A 21,158-nucleotide genomic window follows, 5' to 3' on the forward strand; every position below is an offset into this window, starting at 1 on the left:
TGTCACTCGGCGGCTTCACCATGTCAGTCGGCCTCCCTCAGCACCCGCACCGGATCCGCCCGCCGCCACGCCAGCACCGCCGTGACCAGGACGGGTACGACCGCCACCGCGGCCAGCAGTACGGCCACCCGCAGCGGCGGCAGCTCCACCAGCAGGTCCGGCACCGGGCGGGTGGCCTGGCCGGTCAGCACGATCAGCGGCAGCACCGAGCGGGTCAGTACGGCCCCCAGGGCGGTGCCCACGACCAGGGCCAGCGCGACCAGCACCCCGTGCTCGACGGCGACCGTACGGGCCAGCCGGCGGCGGGTCGCGCCCAGCGCGCGCAGCACCGCGAACTCGGCGTCCCGTTCGCGCAGCGACCCGGCCGCGCTCACCGCGAAGCCCAGCGCGGCCAGCACCGCCGCCGCCCCGGCCGCCGCCGTGAACGCGGCCTCCGGGCCCGCGCCGAACGGGTCGTCGCGCAGCTCGGAGGCGATCTCGTCGCGCACCAGGACCTGCGTGGGGTCCATGTCCGGCCGGGCGCGCAGCGCGGCGGCGATCCCGGCCGTGGCGCCGGGCGTGTCCGGGCGCAGCCACCACTCGCCGGGCGCCACCGAGGTGCCGTGGCGGGCCTGAAGCGCCCGGTTCACGGCCTGGAGGTCGACGAGCAGGGCGCCCCCGTCGCCGCCCGCGCCCTCCACGGCGGTGGCCGTCGGCAGCTCCCGTACCGCGTGCGTGATTCGTACGGTCACGTTCTGGCCGGCGAAGGCGACGTCGACGTTCTGGCCGGGCCGGGCGCCGGTGGCGGTGAGGAAGCGGTCGGTGGCGAGGCCGGTCACCGTGGCGGCGCCGGGCTGTGTCACCTTCAGCCGCACGGTCAGCGAAGGGCTGAGCCAGGGTTCCTCGACGGGCACGTACCCGGTGCCGTACTCGACCGTCACCGGGGTGCCGGATCGGACGCGCGGGGCGGTCGGCTCGGTCGGGGCGTCGGGGACGGGCAGGGAGGAGACCTGGCCGTCGGTGGCGGACTTCGCCGTCCAGGGCGCCGCCCTCGTCGCCGACAGGGGCACGTCGTGGGCCGTGCCGTCGGCGGATGTCGCGGTCAGGGCGTCCAGGGTGAGGGTGTGGCGCTCGGCGCGGCCGGACGGCACCGGCAGCACGAGTTCCGCCCCGATGAGCGTCAACGGGCCTTGCGACCCGGTGAGTTCGAGGGTCAGCGGGTGCGGGCGGCCGTCGGCCGGGAGTCGGCCGGTGGGGAGCTGGTAGGGGGTGCCGTGGTCGTCCTCCAGGGCCAGTGCCACGTTCGGTTCCGGTCCCTGTACGGAGCTGCCTTCCGAGCCGCGTACGGAGCTGCGCAGGGTCGCCGTCAGCGTCAGCCGGGTGGTGCCCGCCGGCACCGCGGCGCCGGCCGTCGCGCCCTTGGGGGCCAGCCCGGCGACCAGCTCCCGCACCGGGGCGGGGGCGAGGTCGGGCCGCATCAGGACGGTGTCCGCGGCGCGCGCGGTGTCCAGGGCCAGCACGGTCGCCGCCCGGTCCCCGGACAGCGGCAGCACGGTACGGACGGCCGGGGCGACCGAGGCGACGTGCGGTAGGGCGCCGTACTCCTGGGTGCGGCCCAGCTCGCCGTCCCCCGCGCCCAGGACACGCACCGGCGCGCCCGCCGCGAAGTCGGCCTGGTCGTCCTGTGAGCGGCCCCAGGAGGAGACCTGGCCGATCGCCAGCATGCCGAGCGCCACCGCGAGGACCAGCAGCAGGACCGGGCCCGCGCCGCGCATCGGGCGGCGGCTGAACTGCCGGCCCGCCAGCGCCGAGGTCAGCCCGCGCCCGCTCGTCGCCCGGCGCTCGGCGAGCCGGGCCACCGGCGGCAGCAGACGCAGCGTCAGGACGGTGCCCGCCAGCAGCAGCAGCGCGGGCGCGGCCACCAGCAGCGGGTCGATGCCCAGGGTGCCGGTGCGGTCCGGGGTCACCGCTCCGGAGCCACGCCGGTCCAGCTGCCAGTAGGCGACGGCCGCCACGGCCACCAGCCCCAGGTCGGCCCCGGCCCGCAGCGGCACGGGCAGCGCGCCGCCACGCCCGTCGCGCAGCCCCGCCGCGGTCAGCGCGGGCACGCTCACCGCGAGCGCGCAGGCCAGTGCCACCCCGGCCGTCACCAGCCACACGGCGAAGCGGCCGCCGAACGGCACGTCCAGGTGCAGCCCGATCCGGGCGGGCGCACCCCACCCCGACAGCAGCCGGGTCGCCGGACCGGCCAGCAGCGGGGCGAGCACCAGCGCGGGCACGGCCAGCAGCAGTGCCTCCAGCGCGGCCAGGGCGGCGAGTCGGCCGCCGGAGGCGCCCCGGGAGCGCAGCAGCCGGGTCTCGCCCAGGCGCTGGGCGCTCAGCAGCCGGGCCACCAGCAGCAGCGCGCAGACGGCGAGCAGGGCGAGCTGCAGCGCGACCACGAGGAGGGTGGAGCGGGAGACGAGCAGGGAGCGCTGGACACGGTCGAGGACCTCCGGCAGCGCGGTGGTGGCGGTGCTGCCGCTCAGCGCGGGTTCCGCCTCCAGCGCGGCGCCGCCCGAGCGGGCCGCCTCGCTCAGGGCGTCGAGCCGGCCGGTGGTGAGCGAGGAGAAGTCGGCCGACGCCAGCCAGGCCGACGGCCCGGCGCTCACCCGGCCGCCGGTGACGCCGGTGACGACGGACGGGTCGGTCAGGAGGGGGCCGTAGGTGGTGAAACTGGACGTCTTCACGCCCCGGCCGCCCAGGACGTCCAGCCGCCAGTAGGGGGAGGTCGCGTCGGCGGGGCGGTACAGCCCGGTGATCCGGACGGTGACCGGCGGGCCGTCGAGGCGGTCGGCGAGGGTGAGCCGGGCGCCGGGGCGCAGGCCGAGGAGACGGGCGGCGGTCTGCGGCAGCGCCACCTCGACGTCGCCGGACGCGGTCGTGGGCCAGCGGCCCTCGGCGAGCCGCACCTGGCTGCGGTCCAGGGCCGCGAAGTGGGTCAGATCGGGGTCGCCGGACCGTTTCTCCGGTGGCTGCAGCGAGCGCGGCAACGCGTAGGGGCCCGACCGTACGAGGGTGCGCACGGTCACCGGCAGCCCGTCGAAGGCGGCGCGCGCCTTGTCCCGTACGGCGGTGTCGGCGGCGGCGCGCCGCTCGGCCGGCACATCGGCGGTGACGACCAGGGCGGCGTCGGCGGCGCCGCGCGCCTGGGCCAGGGAGTGCCGCAGGGCCGCGTCGCCGATCGCGCCGGAGTAGGCGGTGAGCGCGGCCAGCACGGCGGTCGTCAGCAGGACGGTGACCAGTGCGGCGGCCAGCAGCGGGCGGTGCGGCCGCATCCGCAGGACGACCAGACGTGCGAACCCCGCGTACGACCCCACCCGGCTTCCCCCAAGCCTCCGCTGACCAGATCTCCGGGTGATGCTGTCAGACCGGTCGCGCTCGCGGTAAGCGATTGCGGATCAGGCTTGACCGGATCGTGACCGGATTCCGGTGCACTGTGACCGGAATCCGGGGTTCAGGAATTGGGGGGTTCAGGGAGGGGGGAGGGATCGGGGATCAGGGATCGGCGGTGAAGGTCAGTCCGGGGAGTTCACCATCGACGCCGCCGCGTACGTCAGGTAGTTCCACAGCGTCGTCTCGTGCTCCTCGGACAGGCCGAGCTCCTCGACGGCGACCCGCATGTGCTTCAGCCAGGCGTCGTGCGCGGCGCGGTCGACCACGAACGGGGCGTGCCGCATACGCAGCCGGGGATGGCCGCGGTTGTCGCTGTAGGTCGTCGGACCGCCCCAGTACTGCATGAGGAACAGCACCAGCCGCTCCTCGGCCGGACCGAGGTCCTCCTCCGGGTACATCGGCCGCAGGACCGGGTCCTCGGCGACTCCCTCGTAGAAACGGTGCACCAGCCGGCGGAAGGTCTCCTCCCCGCCGACCTGCTCGTAGAAGGTCTGCTCCTGAAGCGTGCCGCGCCGAATCTCTCTCACGTACCCCATGCTCTCAGACCCGGCGACCGAGGACTTGGGGCCTAGGACCCTGTCTCGCGGGCTGGGACTCGGGCCGGGGGCGTACGGGGACTCGCCTCATGTCTGCCCGCGCAGCACAGTGGAGACATGGGCGTGCACGCTCTCGACCAAGGGCTGGCGGACCTCGCCGTGTCGGCGCGGGCCGCGCTGGTGCGTGAGATCGAGGCGAGCGGGGCGTTCGCCGCCGACCCGCGCTGGCAGGCGGCGTTCGCGGCGGTTCCGCGCCACCTCTTCGTGCCGTACTACTACGTCGGCACCACCGGCGGCTACGAGCGGCGCTGGGGCGAGAGCCCCGACCCTGTCGCCCGCGAGCGCTGGCTGCGCGGCGCCTACGCGGACACCCCGCTGGCCACCCGGATGCGCGACGGCGAGCTGATGTCCTCCAGCAGCCAGCCCTCCCTCATGGCGCTGATGCTGACCGAACTGCGCGTCGAGGACGGCGACCGGGTGCTGGAGATCGGAGCGGGCACGGGATACAACGCGGCCTTGCTGTCCTACCGGCTCGGGGACGATCAGGTGACCACCGTCGACCTCGACCCGGAGATCACCGAGTCCGCGCGCCGCCACCTCGCCGTCGCCGGGTACCACCCCACCGTCGTGACGGGCGACGGGGCGCGCGGAGTGCCGGAGCGGGCGCCCTACGACCGGATCGTGGCGACCTGCGCGCTCAACACGGTGCCGAGCGCCTGGCTCGCCCAGTGCCGGCCGGGCGGCCGGGTCCTGACCCCGTTCGCCACCGGCCTGCTCGCCCTGACCGTCCAGGACGCGGACCACGCCGAGGGCGGCTTCCTGCGCTCCCCGGCCTACTTCGTGCCGCTGCGCGGCGTGCGGCCCGAGCCGGAGCCCGTCGCGCTGGGCGGGGTACCGCACCGGGCCCGGGAGAACGAGCTGTTCCGGTTCCTGGTGGCGCTGACCCGCGGGGTCCTCGACCCGCAGGAGGCGCACGCGCTGTGGCGGCGCGAGGGGATGCCCGGGCGGGAGCGGTACGGCATCACCGTCGCGGACGGCCGCGCCTGGGCGTGGCTGGACGAACCGGAGGGGCCGTACGCGTGGCCCCTTCCGGATCCGTCCTAGCCGTCGGTTTCCACGGTCCTGTCCTCTACGATCCTGTGGCTCAGCCCCGGCGGATCGTGATCGTCGTCCACGCGCCGACGTGCACCCGGTCGCCGTCCTGCAGCGGTACCGGCACGAAGGGGCGGATCGGCTCGTCCGAGCCGTTCACCGTCGTGCCGTTCGTCGAGTTCTGGTCGACGACCGCCCAGCTGCCGTCCGGCTGCTGGACCAGCACCGCGTGCTGGTGCGAGACGCCCGGGTCCTCCGGCGGCACCGACAGGTCGATGTCGGGGGTCTCGCCGGTGGAGTGCCGGCGGCGGCCGATGCTGACCTGGTTGCCGGTGAGCGTGCGCTGCTGCTCCGGGGAGTACGCGGGCAGGTTCAGGCCGGCGGCCTCGGGGCCGGAGCGCTGCATCATCGCCATGAAGTAGTCGCGGTCCGGGCCGATGGTCGCCGTCCAGGTCACCGGCTGCTGCGGGAACGCGGGGCCGGGCGGGGGCGGGGCCTGAGTGGCGCCGGGCTGGGGGTAGCCGTAGCCACCGGTCTGGGGGCCGCCGGGGCCGCCGGGGGCTTGGGTGGCGCCGGGCTGGGGGTAGCCGTAGCCGCCGGGGCCACCATGGCCGCCGGGTCCGCCCGGGGCGGGGCCCGACGGCGGGGAGATCACCCAGTCGTCGTCACCGCCGCCGAACGGCTGCCCCGGGGAGGTGGGCCGCTGCGGCTGCTGGAAGGGGGAGGCTCCGGGGCCACCGGGGCCGCCCTGGCCACCCGGCTGCTGGAACGCCTGAGGGACGCCGGGGCCACCGGGTCCGCCGTGCTGCCCAGGTCCGCCGGGGCCACCGGGTCCGCCGTGCTGCCCAGGTCCGCCGGGGCCACCGTGCTGGCCGCCGCCGGGAGCACCGGGCGGCGGCGGGACCGGACGAGAGGGGTCGGCGCCGAAGCCGGACGGACCGGGGCCGCCGGGCCCACCCGGACCGGAAGGTTCACGGCCGAAGGGCACGCCGGGGCCGCCGGGCCCGCCATGCTGGCCAGGACCGCCAGGACCACCGAACGGCCCGCCGGGAGCACCAGGACCGCCGGGACCGCCCGCCGGGCCACCGGGACCGGAGGCGTCACGCCCAAATGGCCCACCGGGTCCGCCCGGACCGCCGGGGCCATCGGTGTCACGCCCGAACGGCCCGCCGGGACCGCCCGGCCCACCAGGGCCACCGGGAGCGGAAGCATCACGCCCGAACGGCCCGCCCGGCCCACCGGCCCCGCCCGGCCCCGGCTCCCCGCCGAACGGCGGACCCGGCGGGATCGGCTCGGCCGGCCGGTTCACCTGGGACGGCCGCGAACCCTGGTAGTCGAAGGCGTCACCGCCACCGAAGGAAGGCGGCGGCGCGAACCGCCCACCCGGCCCCGCCCCCGGACCGGCGCCGGGACCGGAACCCGGACCCCCAGGTCCACCCGGACCCCCATGCCCGCCAGGCCCACTCGGCCCGGACCCCGCCGTCCGCGGTGCCGCCGGCGTGTACGAGGTCGCCGTATTGGTCAGGAAGTTCCACCGGCACTCCTCGCAGAAGGGCGCGCCGCCCTCGCGGGGCGTGCGGCACTGCGGGCAGAGCTCCGGCTCGTGGTCGGGTACGGAGGACAGGTGCGGCGGGCGGCCGCCGGGCTGGGTGCCCTGGGGCGGCGGCGGAAAGCCGTAGCCGCCGCCGGGCGGGGGCGGCGGGGGCGGGGGCACGGCACCGGCCATGCGGTGACCGCAGACCTCGCACCAGTCGTCGGAACCCGACTGGTGTCCGTTCGGGCAGGTCGGCATGTCGGCGCTTCCCCCTCTCCTCAGGGTCCTGCAAGGAGTCGTGATCGGTAATCGGTCATTTCTTTACACGAACGGTCTTGGTGGACCGGGTTTCGAGAGTCATCTCATCCGCCTCCACGACCTTCGTCTTCAACCGCACAGTACCTGTCGTGGCATCGACGACGTCCACCACCTTCGCAAGCAGTTTCGCAGTATCCGTGTTTCCGGAAGCGCTTGCCAGCTGAACGGCTCTCCCCAGTTTGGCCGTTGCTCCATCCATATCACCCGCTTTGCGAAGGTCGAGCCCCTGCTGGATGGCCTGTGCCAGTTCCGCCTGCCCGGTGTAGTGGGCGACCTGGGGGTTGATCGACGTGGAGGCGACCATGTCGTCGGTCCAGACGGCCCGTACGAGACCCTGCGCGCCCAAGTTCTGCGGGCTGCCGTCGGGTTGCGGGACGACCAGGGAGACACGTGCCGCGAGCATCTCCTGGCCGAGGTGGGCGGCCGGGACCTCCACGCAGAGGTGGTAGTCGCGGGACTCGTCGCCCCAGGAGCCGGTGGGGTAGTCCCCGGAGCGCGGGTCCGCCTCGGTGCGGCGGTCGGTCAACTCCTCGACGGTCGGGGCGACTTGCTTGACGAACCGGATGGTCGTGCCGACCGGCGTCCACAGCCGCAGCGCGACGTCGGAGACCTCCTTGCCCATCGCCGTCTCCATCATCCGCGTGAAGTCGGCGGCGAGACCGGCCGGATCGGCGACGATGTCGGCGGTGCCGAGCAGGGCGGAGGCGATCCCTGTGACTTCTTTCACTTCCCAGTCCGTGCCCACTCCGCGCGCGTCACAGGTGAAGCGCCCGGCGCAGGAGTCGAGGGCGGCCTTCAGGTCCTGCGGCGACTCGTGTTCGTTGCGGCCGTCGGTGAGCAGGATGCCGTGCCGGATGGCGACATCGGCCGAGGACAGCAGACGGTCGGCGAGCCGCAGCCAGGTGCCGATCGCCGTACCGCCGCCCGCGCTGAGCCGTCGTAGGGCCTGCTTGGCCTGGGCGCGGGTGGTGGGGTCGGCGATCGCGAGGCGTCCGCCCCCCGGGTAGACCTCCTTGGCCACATGGGTGCCGCCGATCACCGCGAAGTGCACACCGTCGCGCAGGGTGTCGACGGCGGCGGCCGTGGCGTCGCGGGCGCCCCGCATCTTGGTCGGCGGGTAGTCCATCGACCCCGAGCAGTCGACCATGAGCGCCACGGCGGCCGAGGGGCCCTGACCGGCGGTGTAGAGGTGCGGGGCGGCGACCGCGCCGCCGATCGTGCCGCCGCCGGTCGCGGTGACGGTGACGATCGCGTTGACCTCGCGGCCGCCCTCGGGCAGGTACTCGTTCTGGTAGACGTCCACCGAGAACCGCGGCATGTTCGGCTTCGAGAAAATGGCCATGCCTGATCGCATCCCCCTTAGCGGTCCCGCCGTCGGCGGGTGATGAGTCAGTCCGGACCGGTCCCCTCCGATCCGCTGAGGTTTCCCCGTTTTTGTCGCCTCAGGCCGATCCTGCCCCCTGAGGCGCCGCCGGGAACGGCACGACGGCCACTGTTACGTTGTCGTGGCCCCCGCCGTCCAGGGCGTGCCCGACGAGCACGCGCGCGCTGTGCAGGGGACGTACGGCGGCGTCGAGGGGGATGACGCCGGCCATCTCCTCCGCCGCCTCGGCGTAGTTCCACAGGCCGTCGGTGCAGACGACGACCACACCGGCCCGGTCGGGCTTGAACGACGCGGTGTGCGGCTCCAGTTCGTAGGCGTCGGCGCCGAGCCAGCCGGTGATCGCGTGGGCGCGCTCGTCGGCGTACGCCTCGGCCTCGTTCATCAGGCCGGCGGCGACCATCTGCGCGGCCCAGGAGTCGTCCTCGGTGAGCCGGGCGGCGGGCGCCGAGCGGTCCGCCGGCACCCAGTAGGCGCGGCTGTCGCCGACCCAGCCGACGACGAGCAGGCCGGCGGTGACGACGGTGCCGACGAGGGTGCAGGCGGGGGCGTTCTGGTGGGGGGCGTGCTCGCGGGCGGTGGCCGGTTCCTCGGCGAGCGCGTTGACCGCGTGGGAGGCGGCGACGATCGCGTCGTGCATGGCCTGCTGCGGGTGGGTGCCCAGCGGCAGGGCGGCCAGCAGTGACTCGCTCGCGGCGCGGGAGGCGGCGAGGGAGGCGTCGTCGGGACGGGTCGCGGAGGAGACGCCGTCGCAGACGATGGCGACGCAGGCGGGGGAGCCGTCGGGCAGCGCGGTGGTGCCGAGGGCGAACGCGTCCTCGTTGCGGTGGTGGCGCAGACCGCGGTCGCTGACGGCGGCCGCGGGCCCCGACTCCTGCTCCATGTGGTCGCGTTCGCGGGGCTGGGCGTGTCCGCAGTTCTCGCAGTAGCCGTCTCCGTCGACCCGGCCCGCCCGGCAGGCCACGCACCGCTGCGCGGCCTCGGCCGCCGCGGCGGCCACCCGGGGGTCGGGGGCCTGGAGTGAGTACTCCTCGGGCTCGTGCGGCCGGTCGAACCGTACCTCGGCCGTCTGTGGAGCGGCCGGATCATCCGCCGGACACGGCGCCGAGGCGTTCATGGCGAGCGTCGGATGGTCGTCCGGGTGCTGCGGCACGGCGGACAGGTCGTATCCGCACGCACCGCAGAACCGGTCACCCGATTCGAGCGGCTCCGCGCAGCTCGGACACTTCGACAGGGCGGCCTGCCGGGGCATCTGCGACATCAACTACACCCACGTCCGGGGGCGGTAACGGTTGGCACGTTCCACCAGATCGATTCTCTCCTCACCGCCGGTCGCCAGCCGGGCGAGCGTGCGGTACGAGCGCTCCAGGCCGAAGCGGAGCCCCCGTTCGTCCAGGTCGCTGCCGAGCAGCGTCCGCCGGCCGGCGCCCTGGCCACCGGAGAGTATCCAGTCCAGCGCGCTGCCGAGGACTTCGGCGGCCAGCCGTTCGCGCCGGGTCGGGTCGAGACCGAACGCGTCCAGCGCCTCGACCTGTGCCGCGGCGGCGGTGAGGTCCTCCACAAAGGGTACGTCGGTGGCGGCGGCGGTCCGCTGCCGCAGCCGGGCCCGTACGGCGGCCACCCGGGCGGCCGTGTAGTGGATGGAGGACTCCGGCACCGACTCCAGGGTCACTACGGCGCCGCGACGGTCCCCGGCAGCGAGCTGCACGCGGGCGAGGCCGAACGCGGCGCTCACATAGCTGGGGTCGGTCGACCAGACCAGGCGGTAGTACTCGGCGGCGTTGTCCAGCTGGCCGAGGAGCTCCGCGCACAGGCCGAGGGCCAGCTTGGGGGCGGGTTCGCCGGGGAAGGCGTCGTAGATCGCGTCGAAGGCGAGCGCGGCGCCCTCGTGGTCCCCGGTGACCAGCGCGGCCACGCCCCGGTACCAGACCACCCGCCAGTCGTCGGGCCGTTCGTCCTCCAGCTCATCCAGGGACGCCAGCGCGGCACCGCGGTCCCCGCTCTCCAGCCGGGCCCGCACCAGCCGCAGCCGTGTCTCCACGGAGGGCGCCGGAACGGCGGCCAGGGCGGCGACCAACTCGCCCGGCGCGGAGGCGAGCAGCCCCGCCAGGAAACCGGCGTGGGGGTCCCCGGCGTCGACGTGCGGCACCGGAAGGGCGAGCGCGGCGGCCGGGGCGTCGACCGGCTTGACCAGGCTGGGGGCGACGGCGGCTGTCCCGACGCCCCTGCGGGAACCCCGGGCGCCCAGCACCGACACCTCGTCCTCCAGCCGGGGCACCAGCTCCGTGTCCGTCACCCGCGTCTCCGGTCCGAACAGCGGCGACAGGGCCGGCCGGGCCCGGCCCGTCTGCAGGGACACGACCTCCCGCAGCACGCCGGTCAGCTGCTCGGCCATCTCCTGGGCGGAGGCGAACCGGCGGGCCGGGTCGGGGTCGGTGGCGCGGACCAGCAGCCGGTAGAAGGACTCGTACTGCCGGAACACCTCGATGGAGTCGGGATCGGGCAGCGAGTCGGCGTAGACGGTGGTGTAGCCCTGGAAGTCGAAGGTGAGGACGGCGAGGGTGCGTCCGACCGTGTAGAGGTCGGAGGCGATGGACGGGCCGACCTCGGCGACCTCGGGCGCCTGGTAGCCGACCGTGCCGTAGATGGCGGACTCCTCGTCGTCCATCCGCCGCACCGCGCCCATGTCGATCAGCTTGAGCTGGTCCTCGGTCTGGATGGCGTTGTCGACCTTGAAGTCGCAGTACAGCAGATTGCGGCTGTGCAGATGGCCGAGCGCCTCCAGCGCCTCGATGCCGTACGCGCACGCCTGCTCCACCGGCAGCGGATCGCGGCGTCCGTCGGGTGTGCGGCGGGCGTTGGCGATCTCCTTCAGCGACTTGCCGCCGACGTACTCCATGACGATGTACCCGTCCAGCGAGCCGGTGCGCTGGTCGAGGTGCTCGACGAAGTTGTAGATCCGCACGATGTTGGCGTGCTCGATCTCCGCGAGGAAGCGCCGCTCGGAGATCGCTGCGGCCATGGCGTCCTGGTCGCCGGTGTCCAGCAGGCCCTTGAGCACCACCCACCGGTCGGAGACCGCCCGGTCCACGGCGAGGTAGATCCACCCGAGCCCGCCGTGCGCCAGGCACCCCACGACCTCGTACTGGCCGTGCACGACGTCACCGGCGCCGAGCTTGGGCACGAAGGAGTACGGGTGGCCGCACTTGGTGCAGAAGCCCTCCGTGCGCCCCGGCCGGTCGCCGCGCGAACGCCCCACCGGCGCCCCGCAGTCGGAGCGTGAACAGAACCGCTTGCGCTCGGGCACCTCGGGGTTGTCGAGCACCATCGCGCGCGGGTCGGGCCGCGGCACCTGCGGCACGGTGACCAGTCCGACGCCGAGCCGGGCCCGCCCGGAGGACCCGGCGGAGGAGCCGGAGCTGCGCACCGACACCGAGCGGCCGGTCGACCTGCCCGACAGCGACCGCGACAGGCGTCCCGACACCGAGCGCCGCGACCTCGACGACTGCGACGACGTGCGCGAGGAGCGGCCGGAGCGTGAACTGCCGCTGCCCGCCGAGCCCTTGCCGCCGCCGGTGATCCCGGTGGGCGGCGAGCCGACCAGGCCGTTCACCGAGACGACGGGGGCGAGACCGCAGGTGTCGCAGTACAGCTCGCCGCCGCCCATGTCCTCGTACGACCCCTCGCAGCCGGGTCGCTGGCATGACTGTCCTGCCTGGTTCATGACCTGACTACGCCCCCCTGTGATCGTGCGGCCCGCTGTACTGGCCCGGGACGCGCGGGGCGCCGAGCAGTTCGGCGGCGGCCTGCTGGTAGCGCAGGACGGCCTGTTCGGCGACGCGCAGGTCGCAGGGCGCGCTCCACAGCATGCGGCGGGCCGCGTCGTACCGCTCGACCAGCAGCGGGTCCTCCGCGAGGCCGTGCCGGGCGATCTTCGCCTTGTAGGCGTCGAGGCGGCCGCGCAGTTCCGCGCGGACCGCCAGCGGGGCGGTGACCGCGGTCAACGACTCGCGGGCGCGCAGCAGTTCGTCCTCGGCCTTCTCCTCCAGGGACTCCAGCAGCGGGGACAGCCGGTGCCACTGGGCGGATCTGCGGTACTCGGCGGCCGTCGCGAGCTGCTCCTGCAGCGCGGTCGGCGGGCCGCTGACCACCGGCACCTCCGTCGCGGCGATCTTCGCCAGCACCTCGCCGCGCGCGGTACGGGCCTCGGCGAGCGTGCGGTCCGCGCGGGAGAGCAGGTCACGCAGCTTGACCAGCCGCTGCTCGGCATCCTGACGGACCGTCAACACGGCGTCGATCTCCCGGCGTACGTCCTCCAGGGCGCGCGCCTCGCGGTCGTACACCGTGGTGTCGGGCCGGCCGCCGCCGGGGGCCGAACTGCCCGGTGCGGGCAGCCAGAAGGCGAGCGGGTCGGAGACCACCTGCTCACGCAGGCCGGTCAGGGTGCGGGTGATGCGCTCCAGGTCGTCGCCGGCCGGGTGTTCGCCGGGGCGGACGCCGACGGAGTGGGCGAGCCGGCGGGTGCGCTGGAGTTCGGCGGAGAGCAGGTCGATCCGCGCGGGCAGCGCCGACCAGACCGCGTCGGCGGCGACCACCATGTCCAGCGACGACGCGTACAGGTCGTTCATCCGGTCGACCAGCGTGGCCAGGGAGAAGCTCTGGCTGAGCCGGCCCGTGCCCGGCGCGGCGGGCCCGCCCGCGCCGTCCGCGACGGTGATGGCGTCGCCGCGCAGCAGCTCGGTGAGTTCCACGAGGTCCTCGCGGCTGGACCAGCGGCGGCGGGCGCGGATCTCCCGCGCGGAGCGCAACGCGTCCGTGTAGGCGTCGAAGTACGACCACAGCAGGGTGATCGACGCCTCGGCGGCCTGCCAGCGTTCCTGGGTGACGCCGGTCAGTTCGGCCCCTTCGAGGAGTCTGCGGCCCGCGTGGTCCTGGAGGGCCAGCAGCGAGGTCTCGATCGCCTCGTGTTCCTGGCCGAGCCGCGCCAGCGCACGGTCCACCTCGTCCCGGTCCATCACCGGCCCGGGGGGCCCCGTGACGCCCATCGATCACCTCTCGCTCGCCGTGGGTTGCCGTTCGGTCGCTGCTCGTCCTGCCCGGTTACTTCCTGACGCTCTGTCAGCTCGTGCGCAGATATCGGGGCGCCGGCGGCCTCGACGCCGTCGCATCCTTACCCAGTGTCGCCGACAACCACGTGTCGTACGACGCCTGCCAGCCGCTCGCGCGGTACCGCACGAGGATCTGATTGACCCGGCGTACCAGATCGTCGGCGTCCTTCTTCATCGCCACGCCGTAGTACTCGGCCGTGAACGGGGCGCCCTTGAGCTCCACCGTCGGATCCTGCGCGGCCTGGCTGGCGGCGAGTGCGCCGTCGGTGACCACCGCGTCGGCCTCGCCGAGCTGGAGGCGGACCAGGCAGTCCAGCTGGTTGGGCACGGTCAGGGAGATGTCCGTGTCGGCGGGCAGCCGTCCCGCCTCCCGGTCGCCCTTCAGCTTGGCGTACGCCGTCGAACCGGCCGCCGTGCACACCTTCTTGCCCGCCAGCGTGCCGTCGTAGCCGGTGATCTCGGAGGACTTGGGGGCGAGGACCTGCTGCCCGGTCCTGAAGTAGGGCGCGGAGAACGCGACGTCCTTCAGCCGGTCGCAGGCGATCGTCATGGTGCGCACCACCATGTCGACCCGGCCCTCCTGGATCGCCGGGATGCGCTGGTTGGTCGGTATCGCCTTGAACTGGACCGCGTTCGGGTCGCCGAGGATGTCCTGGGCGATCCGGCGCACCAGGTCGATGTCGAAGCCCTCCAGTTCGGCGCCCGCGTTGTTGGGGTCGCGGTAGCCCCAGCGGTAGCTGTTCTGGTCGACGCCGACGACCAGTTTGCGCTTCTCGCCCGGACGGCTCTTGATGGCCTCGATGGCCGGCCCGTCCACGCCCGCCGGGGCGAGGGTCTGCTGCTCCGGTGCCGTGCACGTCGTGTCGGCGGCCGGGGTGCCGGTGCCGACGCCCCGGTTGCCCACACCGGTACTGCCGTCGCCGTGGGAACGCACCACCGGCAGCAGGAGCACCAGGGCCAGCGCGAGGGCGCACACGGCCGCCATGGCGGCCACCCCGCCCCAGCCCTTCAGCCCGGCCCGTACCCGTCGCGCGCGCATCGTCACCACGCCCCCTCTCACCGGTACTCCGACAGCCTGCGGCCGATCCCGAGGACGGCGCCCGCCGCGCCCAGGACGGCGAGGACGGCGGTGCCCACCGGCAGCCCGGCCATCGCGTCCAGGCCGTCGCCGGCCGCCCGCCGGAACTCGCTCTGCTCATGGTCGAGCGCCTTGGCCAGGTTGGCGTCGACGCTGTCGAAGCACTCGCCGGTGGCGCCCTTGCCGCCGATCACCAGGGCCAGCGCCTGCTGGTAGTTGCCGTTGTCGTCCTGGGCGCGGGCGGCGGTGTGGCGCTTGCGCCACTCCGCCATGTTGCCCTCGGCCGCCGCGACCGGTTCGCGGCCCGCCCGGTCGTCGGCGATCCGCGCGGCCTCGGCGAGGCCCTTGCCGAGCAGGCCCATGTCCGTGGTGAAGCCGCTGTCGTAGCGGTCGACGGTCCGCTCGCCCTGCTTGACCGTCTCCGCGCCGCGGGCCACCAGGGTCAGGTTCTCGTTGCCGCGGGCCTTCAGGGAGGCGATCCGGGCGTCGTGCAGGACGTTCAGCGAGCGGACGCCGTGCTCGTAGGAGTCGTTCAGGCCCGCGCGGGCGACACCGTGGCCGACGACCAGCCACAGCAGCACCACCGTGGTCGCCGCCGTCGCCGCCACCAGGCCGTGGTTGAGGATCCGGTTGGTGCGGCGGTAGCTGCGGTGCTGGGCCCAGGCGAGCGCGGCCAGGGCGAGCACCCCGAGCGCGATCGCCGCCCAGGGGTACGGGGTCGCGTCCGCGTAGTCGTCCTGGAGGCGCTGGTTCTCCTTCTTGTAGAGGTCCTCGGCCGCCGGGAGCATCTCCTGCTGCATCTTCTCGTTCGCGTACCGCAGATACGCGCCGCCGACCGGGAAGCCCTGGCGGTTGTAGGTGCGGGCGCGCTCGACCAGGCCCTTGTACTCGGGCAGCAGGGTGTTCAGCCTGGTGATGGCGGCGGCGGAGGCGGAGCCCGGCTCGGAGTTGTTCGCCGCGGTGACGAGCCCCGCCGCGGCGGTGTCGATGTCCCGCTCGTACCGCTCGCGGGTCTCGGCCGTCTCCTGGCCGCCGGCCAGGAAGCCGCTGGAGGCGGCCGTGTTGGCGTCCGCGAGGGAGCGGTAGATGTCGGCGGCGGCCGAGCTGAGCGGCTGGCTGCGGTGCAGCACCGCGTCGGCGGCGGTCGCCCGCGACGCCGTCTGCCAGGCGGTGACCGCGCCGAACGCGATGACGAGCAGGGCGAGTACGGCGCCGATGGCGCGCAGCCGGCCGGGCTCGGTGACGGCGGCCACGCGCAGCCGGTCCACACCCTCGGCGAGGGCCGTACGGCGGGGCGGCGCGGGCGTGTTCACGACGGCGGGGCGATGGGGGGAACCGGGCTGCGGGGGCACCGCCGGCATCGTGGGCGCGCCGGAACCCGGCGGTGCCGCGCTGCTCTTCGGCAGGTTCATCCCGTCCGACCTCCCCCATGGTCATCCCTCGCCGCAAGTATCCCCGCCGGGACTGACATCCGCACCGGCCTTGCCTGGATCTTGATCGGATCGCAGCGCGGTCACCGGGGAACACGTCCCGGGAACCTGTTCGGTTCCGGCGCGGGGCGGCTGTGGCGCCGGCACAACCGCCCGCCGGTTGCAGATCCGGCCCGAGACCGCGGGCGGCCACGCGGGAGCGCGAGTGTGCTGAAGCGTTCCGCTACTTCACGGTGCTCGGCGGAGTCAGCGGGGCCGCCGCGCGGGACTCCGGGGAGAGGGCGTTGGAGTAGGCGGACGGGGCCGCGATCGAGGCTGTCGGGTCGGGGGCCGCATCCTCCTCCACCGGATCCTCGGCGGGGGCGGCGAGGCGGATGCCGGCCGCGTCCAGGGCCTGCTTCAGGCGCCAGCGCAGTTCGCGCTCCACCGACACGGCCTTGCCCGGCATGGTCTTCGCGGAGACGTGCATCACCATCGCGTCCGGCTGCACGCTGTCCAGGCCGAGCACCTCCACCGGGCCCCACAGCAGCTCGTTCCACGGCTCGTCCTGCGCCATGGTCCGGCCGGCCGCCGTGAGGACCTCCTTCGCCCGGGTCAGGTCCTCCTCGGGGCGCAGGGTGACCTCCACATGGGCCGTGGACCAGCCCTGCGACATGTTGCCGATGCGCTTGACCTCGCCGTTGCGGACGTACCAGATCGCCCCGTTGTCGCCGCGCAGCTTGGTCACCCGCAGCCCGACCTCGATGACCTCGCCGGACGCCACGCCCGCGTCGATCGTGTCACCGACGCCGTACTGGTCCTCCAGGATCATGAACACGCCGGACAGGAAGTCCGTGACCAGGTTCCGCGCGCCGAAACCGATCGCCACGCCCGCGACACCCGCGGACGCCAGCAGCGGGGCCAGATTGATCTCGAAGGTGGACAGCACCATCAGGGCGGCCGTGCCCAGGATGAGGAAGCTCGCCACCGAGCGCAGCACCGAGCCGATGGCCTGCGAGCGCTGCCGCCGGCGCTCCGCGTTCACCAGCAGTCCGCCCAGCGCCGTGCCGTCCATCGTCTGGACCGTGCGGTTCATGCGGTCTATCAGCTTGGTGATCGCGCGCCGCACCACGACCCTGAGCACCGCCGCTATGACCAGGATCAGCAGCACCCGCAGCCCGATCGCCAGCCATGTCGACCAGTTCTCCTCGACCCAGCCGGCGGCGTTGGTCGCGCTCTCCTGGGCGTCCTGGAGCGTGGGCACCACCACGGCCGGCGTCTCCGAGGGGGACGGTGACGGCGAGGGGTCGGCGGCCGACAGGGCGGCGGACAAGGACACGGCGGGTACCTCCAGGTGCATCGGTCTGCCCCGGCGGCACCAAGGTCACGATCACCAAGGTCACGAAAAGATCACCGTACGGGCAGGAGGAACACACTAACGGGGCATTGTGTGTGCCTCCGCCGGACGCGGGGTGCGCGGATCGTGCTCACCTGCGCTTGAACCCACCACCATCCGGGGGATGCATCAGATGTGGTCGAAAACACTCCCAGCCCGTTACCGGGACATGGTGGCGCGTTCACCAGGCATGAGGGGAGACTGACTGCAGATCGTCCCGGCGCGAGCCACGCGCCGCCGACGCCCAAGGAGGCATCCGTGCCGCATGTCCTGGTCCTCAACGCGTCGTACGAGCCGCTCGGCGTCGTACCGCTCCGCCGCGCGCTCGTCCTCGTCCTCGAGAACAAGGCCGTATGCCTCGAGGAGTCCGGCGCCTTTCTGCACAGCGCGACCGTCACAGTCCCCGCACCAAGCGTGGTCCGGCTCAAGCGATTCGTCCGGGTTCCCTATCGGGGGCCCGTTCCTCTTACCCGCCGTGCGCTCTTCGCGCGCGACGGCGGCCGGTGCATGTACTGCGGTGGCGTCGCAACCAGCGTCGACCACGTCATCCCGCGCAGCCGCGGGGGCAAGCACGTCTGGGACAACGTGGTGGCCTCGTGCCGCCGCTGCAACCACGTGAAGGCCGACCGCCACCTCGGCGAGATCGGCTGGCGGCTGCGCCACAAACCCGCTCCGCCCACCGGTCTGGCCTGGCGCATCATCGGCACCGGCCATCGGGACCCGCGCTGGCTGCCCTACCTCCAGCCGTACGGCGCGGACGACGCCCTGGCCCGGATCGACGGCATCTCAGCCTGAGATCCGGGCCTTCGTGCAGTCGGCCGGACCCACCCGGCCGACCCGTCCCGACCTGGGGGACCCCCGTACCCCCGGGTCGGACGAGCTGTCGTAGCGCCCGTTGCGCGGAAGCTCGGGCGACAGTCCCGTAGGGCGCGCACGGCGCTCGTACGAGGCGCGCGCGGCGCTCAGACGTAGCGCAGTTCCGCCGGTTGCACCGAGCGGCGCAGCAGTGGCAGGGAGGTCGCCGTGGCCAGGAGGCAGCCGGCGTAGACGGCCAGCGGGACCAGCAGGGCCGCGTACGGTGCACCCGTGAGGCCCTCCTGTGAGGGGAGCGTGGCATAGCCGACGCCGATCGCCATGCCGCCCGCGCCCGCCAGCAGCACGGCCGGGGCCAGGGGCAGCGCCGTCTCCAGGAGCAGGGCGCGGCCCAGGACCGCCCGCGGCACCCCGGCGGCGACCTGCGCGGCCAGCCCGCGGCGGCGCGTGGCCAGGGACTCGGCGGTGCCCACGGCCAGGCCGGAGAGGGCGATCACCAGGGCGACCAGGACGGCGGCGGCCGTCAGGTCCAGGCCGGTCGTGTAGAACTCCGCGTCGGCCGCGAACTGCCATTCGCGGTCCGAGCGGTTCAGATCGGCGAGCATCACCTGGCGGATGCCGACGAAGCCGGTACCGACCAGCGTCACCAGGAGCACGGCCGCATGGGTGCGGGCCACCGCCCACGGGTCGTCCCGCAGCCGCTCCGCCGCGATCAGCGTCGCCGCCGACCGGGCCCGCGGCGCCAGCAGCCGCCCGGTCAGCCGGGACGCCGCCCCGGCCAGCCACACGGTGCCCGCGCCGACCGCGAGTACCAGGCCGACCACCGCCAGCGGCAGCCCCCGGTCCGTGCCGCCCGAAGCGTTCCCCACGGCCACCAGCGCCAGTACGAGGACGACCAGCACCGCACCCGTGAACACCAGCGCCGGCCCCCGTCCGCTGCTCGGCCGCACCCGGCGTACCCAGCCCAGCGGTGAGGCCACCACTCGGCGCAGCGCCAGCGCGCCCGTCACCGCGCCCAGCACCGGGACCGCCAGGGCGACCACGGCCGTTCCCACCCAGGCGAGCAGGGGCGCCCCCGGCCACACGACGAGCAGCACCGAGACCGCCGCCAGCGCCGCGACCAGCGAGCCCAGCAGACACGCCAGCCCCGTCTCCAGCGCGGCGATCCGGCGCACCTGGGCCGGGGTCGCACCGGCCAGCCGCAGCCCGGCCAGCCGCCGGTCGCGGTGCACGGCGCCGATCCGGGCGCACTGGCCGAGGAAGCCCAGCACCGGCACCAGCAGAAGCAGCAGTGCGCCGATCACCCCGGACCGCTCACCGGGGTTGTCCAGCAGACCGTGGGCGTACGGCACGCTGTACTGCCCGCGCAGCGACGCCAGCGCCACGGCGGCCGTCACGAACCCGGCGGCCAGCGCCGCCCCGGCCGCCGTGAGCCCGACCCGCCACCACTCCCGTCGGCCGGAACCCCGGGTGAGCTGCCAGGCGAGCCGCAGATCGGCGGCGAGCCCACCGAAACCCGTGCGCCCGCCACCGGAACCCGCGTGCCCGCCACCGGGACCCGTCCCGCTCACGCGGCCACCCCCGTCGCCGTCACGACGCCGTCGTGCAGCCGCACCTCGCGGTCCGCGTACGCCGCCACCTGGGCGTCATGGGTGATCAGCAGCACCGAGGTGGCGGACTCGCGGGCCGTGTGGACCAGAGCCGTCATCACCTGCTCGGTCGCCAGGGAGTCCAGCGCGCCCGTCGGCTCGTCCGCGAACACCACCTTCGGGCCGGTGACCAGCGCCCGCGCCAGCGCCACCCGCTGGGCCTGGCCGCCGCTCATCTCGCCCGGCCGCAGCTCCTGCTGCCCGCGCACCCCGAACCGCTCCAGCCACTCCCCGGCCCGCTGCCGCGCCGCCCCGCGCTCGGTGCCGGCCAGCAGCAGCGGCAGCGCCACGTTGTCCAGCGCGGTCAGCTCCGGGATCAGCTGCCCGAACTGGAACACCACTCCGAAGTCGGTGCGCCGCAGCTCGCTCAGCCGCTTCTCGGGCAGCTGGTCCAGCCGCTCGCCCGCGTACGCCACGGAGCCCTCGTCGGGCCGGACGATCCCGGCGAGGCAGTGCAGCAGCGTGGACTTTCCGCTGCCGCTGGTCCCGCTGACCGCGAGGATCTCCCCGGCCCCCAGCTCCAGCGAGGCCCCGCGCAGGGCCCGCGTCCTCCCGTGCGCCTTGGTCAGCCCCCGCGCCGCCAGCAGCGGCACGCCCTTCCCGTCAGCGCCCTCGGCGGCCCGGGCTTTTGCCGCGGTGCCGTTCTCTCCCACGGCGTCCGTCATGTCGTACCCCCGTTGTGGTTCGTTTCGCGGTGGTTCATGTCGCGTCGACCTCCGCGGTCAAGGTGGTGAGCCGGGCCGCCGTGGTGTTCATCCAGCGGAGGTCGGCGTCGAGGTGGTTGAGGGCGTAGTCCGCCGACAGTACGGTCGCCAGATCGGCGCCGGGGCCCGTCTTGACGGCCGTCAGCTCCCGCATCCGCGCCATGTGCGCGGCGCGCTGCGCCCGGAGGTAGGCGGCCGGGTCGCCGCCGGACAGGATCGAGACCACGACCTTGGCGAAGATCTCGTTGGCGACGAACGGCGCCGGCGGCGCGACGTCCTCGGCCCACTCGGTCAGTTCCCGCGTCCCGCGCTCCGTCGACCGGTACCGGGTGCGCTCCGGGCCCCCGTCCGAGTCCGTGCCCTCGACCTCGGCGAGGCCGTCACGGACCAGCCGCTGCAAGGTCGTGTACACCTGCCCGTAGGCCAGTGGCCGGGCCTGCGGGAATCGTTCGTCGTGGCGTCGCTTGAGGTCGTAGCCGTGGCTCGGCCCCGCGGCGAGCAGCCCCAACAGGATGTGACGGGTGCTCATGCCCAGCATTATGCACCCGCTACATGTACTGAGTGAATAGTCCCCGGAGGAGGTGCCGGGGGGAGAAGCCGGGGGATGTCGGGGGGAGGTGAAGGTCAAGAACGGGCAGAATGTGACAAGTGGCATGTAGTTGCGATCCGTGCGTCTGTCGCCGCGCCCGCTGGGTAGGGCTGCGGTAATCCCGCAACGGCCCGACG

General features: G+C 74.3%; 15 protein-coding genes. 2 read left to right on the forward strand and 13 right to left on the reverse strand.

The window, feature by feature from the left end:
- Positions 1-23: 23 nt before the first annotated feature.
- Together ACH5AC_RS10175 and ACH5AC_RS10180 are read right to left on the reverse strand one after the other, a co-directional pair.
- Positions 24-3,296, reverse strand: coding sequence for an ABC transporter permease (locus tag ACH5AC_RS10175; protein ID WP_398861632.1), 3,273 nt, complete (start codon positions 3,294-3,296; stop codon positions 24-26).
- A gap of 240 nt (positions 3,297-3,536) precedes the next feature.
- Complete coding sequence (locus tag ACH5AC_RS10180; RefSeq protein ID WP_398861269.1) at positions 3,537-3,950, reverse strand: globin; 414 nt, start codon at positions 3,948-3,950, stop codon at positions 3,537-3,539.
- 117 nt (positions 3,951-4,067) lie between these two features.
- On the opposite strand from ACH5AC_RS10180, the gene ACH5AC_RS10185 reads away from it, so the two are divergent.
- Positions 4,068-5,054 carry a methyltransferase domain-containing protein gene (locus ACH5AC_RS10185; RefSeq protein ID WP_398861270.1) on the forward strand — a complete coding sequence of 329 codons (987 nt, stop codon included), beginning with the start codon at positions 4,068-4,070 and terminating at the stop codon, positions 5,052-5,054.
- A gap of 40 nt (positions 5,055-5,094) precedes the next feature.
- Here the strand turns inward: ACH5AC_RS10185 and ACH5AC_RS10190 are convergent, their stop codons facing one another.
- The 8 genes from ACH5AC_RS10190 to ACH5AC_RS10225 all read right to left on the reverse strand — a co-directional run bounded on the left by ACH5AC_RS10190 (position 5,095) and on the right by ACH5AC_RS10225 (position 17,209).
- Positions 5,095-6,834, reverse strand: a complete 1,740-nt coding sequence (locus ACH5AC_RS10190) for an FHA domain-containing protein (RefSeq protein ID WP_398861271.1) — start codon at positions 6,832-6,834, stop codon at positions 5,095-5,097.
- Between the two features lie 55 nt (positions 6,835-6,889).
- A complete protein-coding gene (locus ACH5AC_RS10195; RefSeq protein ID WP_398861272.1) occupies positions 6,890-8,236 on the reverse strand; it encodes a VWA domain-containing protein in 1,347 nt (448 codons plus the stop codon).
- A gap of 100 nt (positions 8,237-8,336) precedes the next feature.
- A complete protein-coding gene (locus tag ACH5AC_RS10200) occupies positions 8,337-9,536 on the reverse strand; it encodes a PP2C family serine/threonine-protein phosphatase (protein WP_398861273.1) in 1,200 nt (399 codons plus the stop codon).
- A 3-nt stretch (positions 9,537-9,539) separates the two neighbouring features.
- Positions 9,540-11,999 (reverse strand): tetratricopeptide repeat protein, encoded by a 2,460-nt coding sequence (locus ACH5AC_RS10205; protein WP_398861274.1) that lies wholly within the window; start codon positions 11,997-11,999, stop codon positions 9,540-9,542.
- A 7-nt stretch (positions 12,000-12,006) separates the two neighbouring features.
- The gene (locus ACH5AC_RS10210; protein WP_398861275.1) at positions 12,007-13,320 is read right to left on the reverse strand and encodes a hypothetical protein; all 1,314 of its coding nucleotides are present in this window, start codon (positions 13,318-13,320) and stop codon (positions 12,007-12,009) included.
- 73 nt (positions 13,321-13,393) lie between these two features.
- On the reverse strand, positions 13,394-14,422 hold the full coding sequence (locus tag ACH5AC_RS10215; RefSeq protein WP_398861276.1) for a glutamate ABC transporter substrate-binding protein: 1,029 nt from the start codon (positions 14,420-14,422) through the stop codon (positions 13,394-13,396).
- Between the two features lie 17 nt (positions 14,423-14,439).
- Positions 14,440-15,822 (reverse strand): hypothetical protein, encoded by a 1,383-nt coding sequence (locus ACH5AC_RS10220; protein ID WP_398861633.1) that lies wholly within the window; start codon positions 15,820-15,822, stop codon positions 14,440-14,442.
- Positions 15,823-16,114: 292 nt separating this feature from the next.
- Complete coding sequence (locus ACH5AC_RS10225; RefSeq protein ID WP_398861277.1) at positions 16,115-17,209, reverse strand: mechanosensitive ion channel family protein; 1,095 nt, start codon at positions 17,207-17,209, stop codon at positions 16,115-16,117.
- 315 nt (positions 17,210-17,524) lie between these two features.
- Here ACH5AC_RS10225 and ACH5AC_RS10230 point away from each other — a divergent pair, with 315 nt between their 5' ends.
- Entirely contained in the window at positions 17,525-18,061 is a 537-nt protein-coding gene (locus ACH5AC_RS10230) for an HNH endonuclease (protein ID WP_360213324.1), read from the forward strand.
- Between the two features lie 167 nt (positions 18,062-18,228).
- Here ACH5AC_RS10230 and ACH5AC_RS10235 read toward each other — a convergent pair whose 3' ends face one another.
- From ACH5AC_RS10235 to ACH5AC_RS10245, 3 genes are all read right to left on the reverse strand, one after another.
- The gene (locus ACH5AC_RS10235) at positions 18,229-19,572 is read right to left on the reverse strand and encodes an ABC transporter permease (RefSeq protein ID WP_398861634.1); all 1,344 of its coding nucleotides are present in this window, start codon (positions 19,570-19,572) and stop codon (positions 18,229-18,231) included.
- A gap of 74 nt (positions 19,573-19,646) precedes the next feature.
- Positions 19,647-20,393: an ABC transporter ATP-binding protein gene (locus ACH5AC_RS10240; RefSeq protein WP_398861278.1), complete on the reverse strand. Its 747-nt coding sequence runs from the start codon at positions 20,391-20,393 to the stop codon at positions 19,647-19,649.
- 34 nt (positions 20,394-20,427) lie between these two features.
- Complete coding sequence (locus ACH5AC_RS10245; RefSeq protein WP_398861279.1) at positions 20,428-20,961, reverse strand: PadR family transcriptional regulator; 534 nt, start codon at positions 20,959-20,961, stop codon at positions 20,428-20,430.
- Positions 20,962-21,158: the final 197 nt, after the last annotated feature.

The organism is Streptomyces sp. NPDC018693 (assembly GCF_044391385.1).
Taxonomy (GTDB): domain Bacteria; phylum Actinomycetota; class Actinomycetes; order Streptomycetales; family Streptomycetaceae; genus Streptomyces.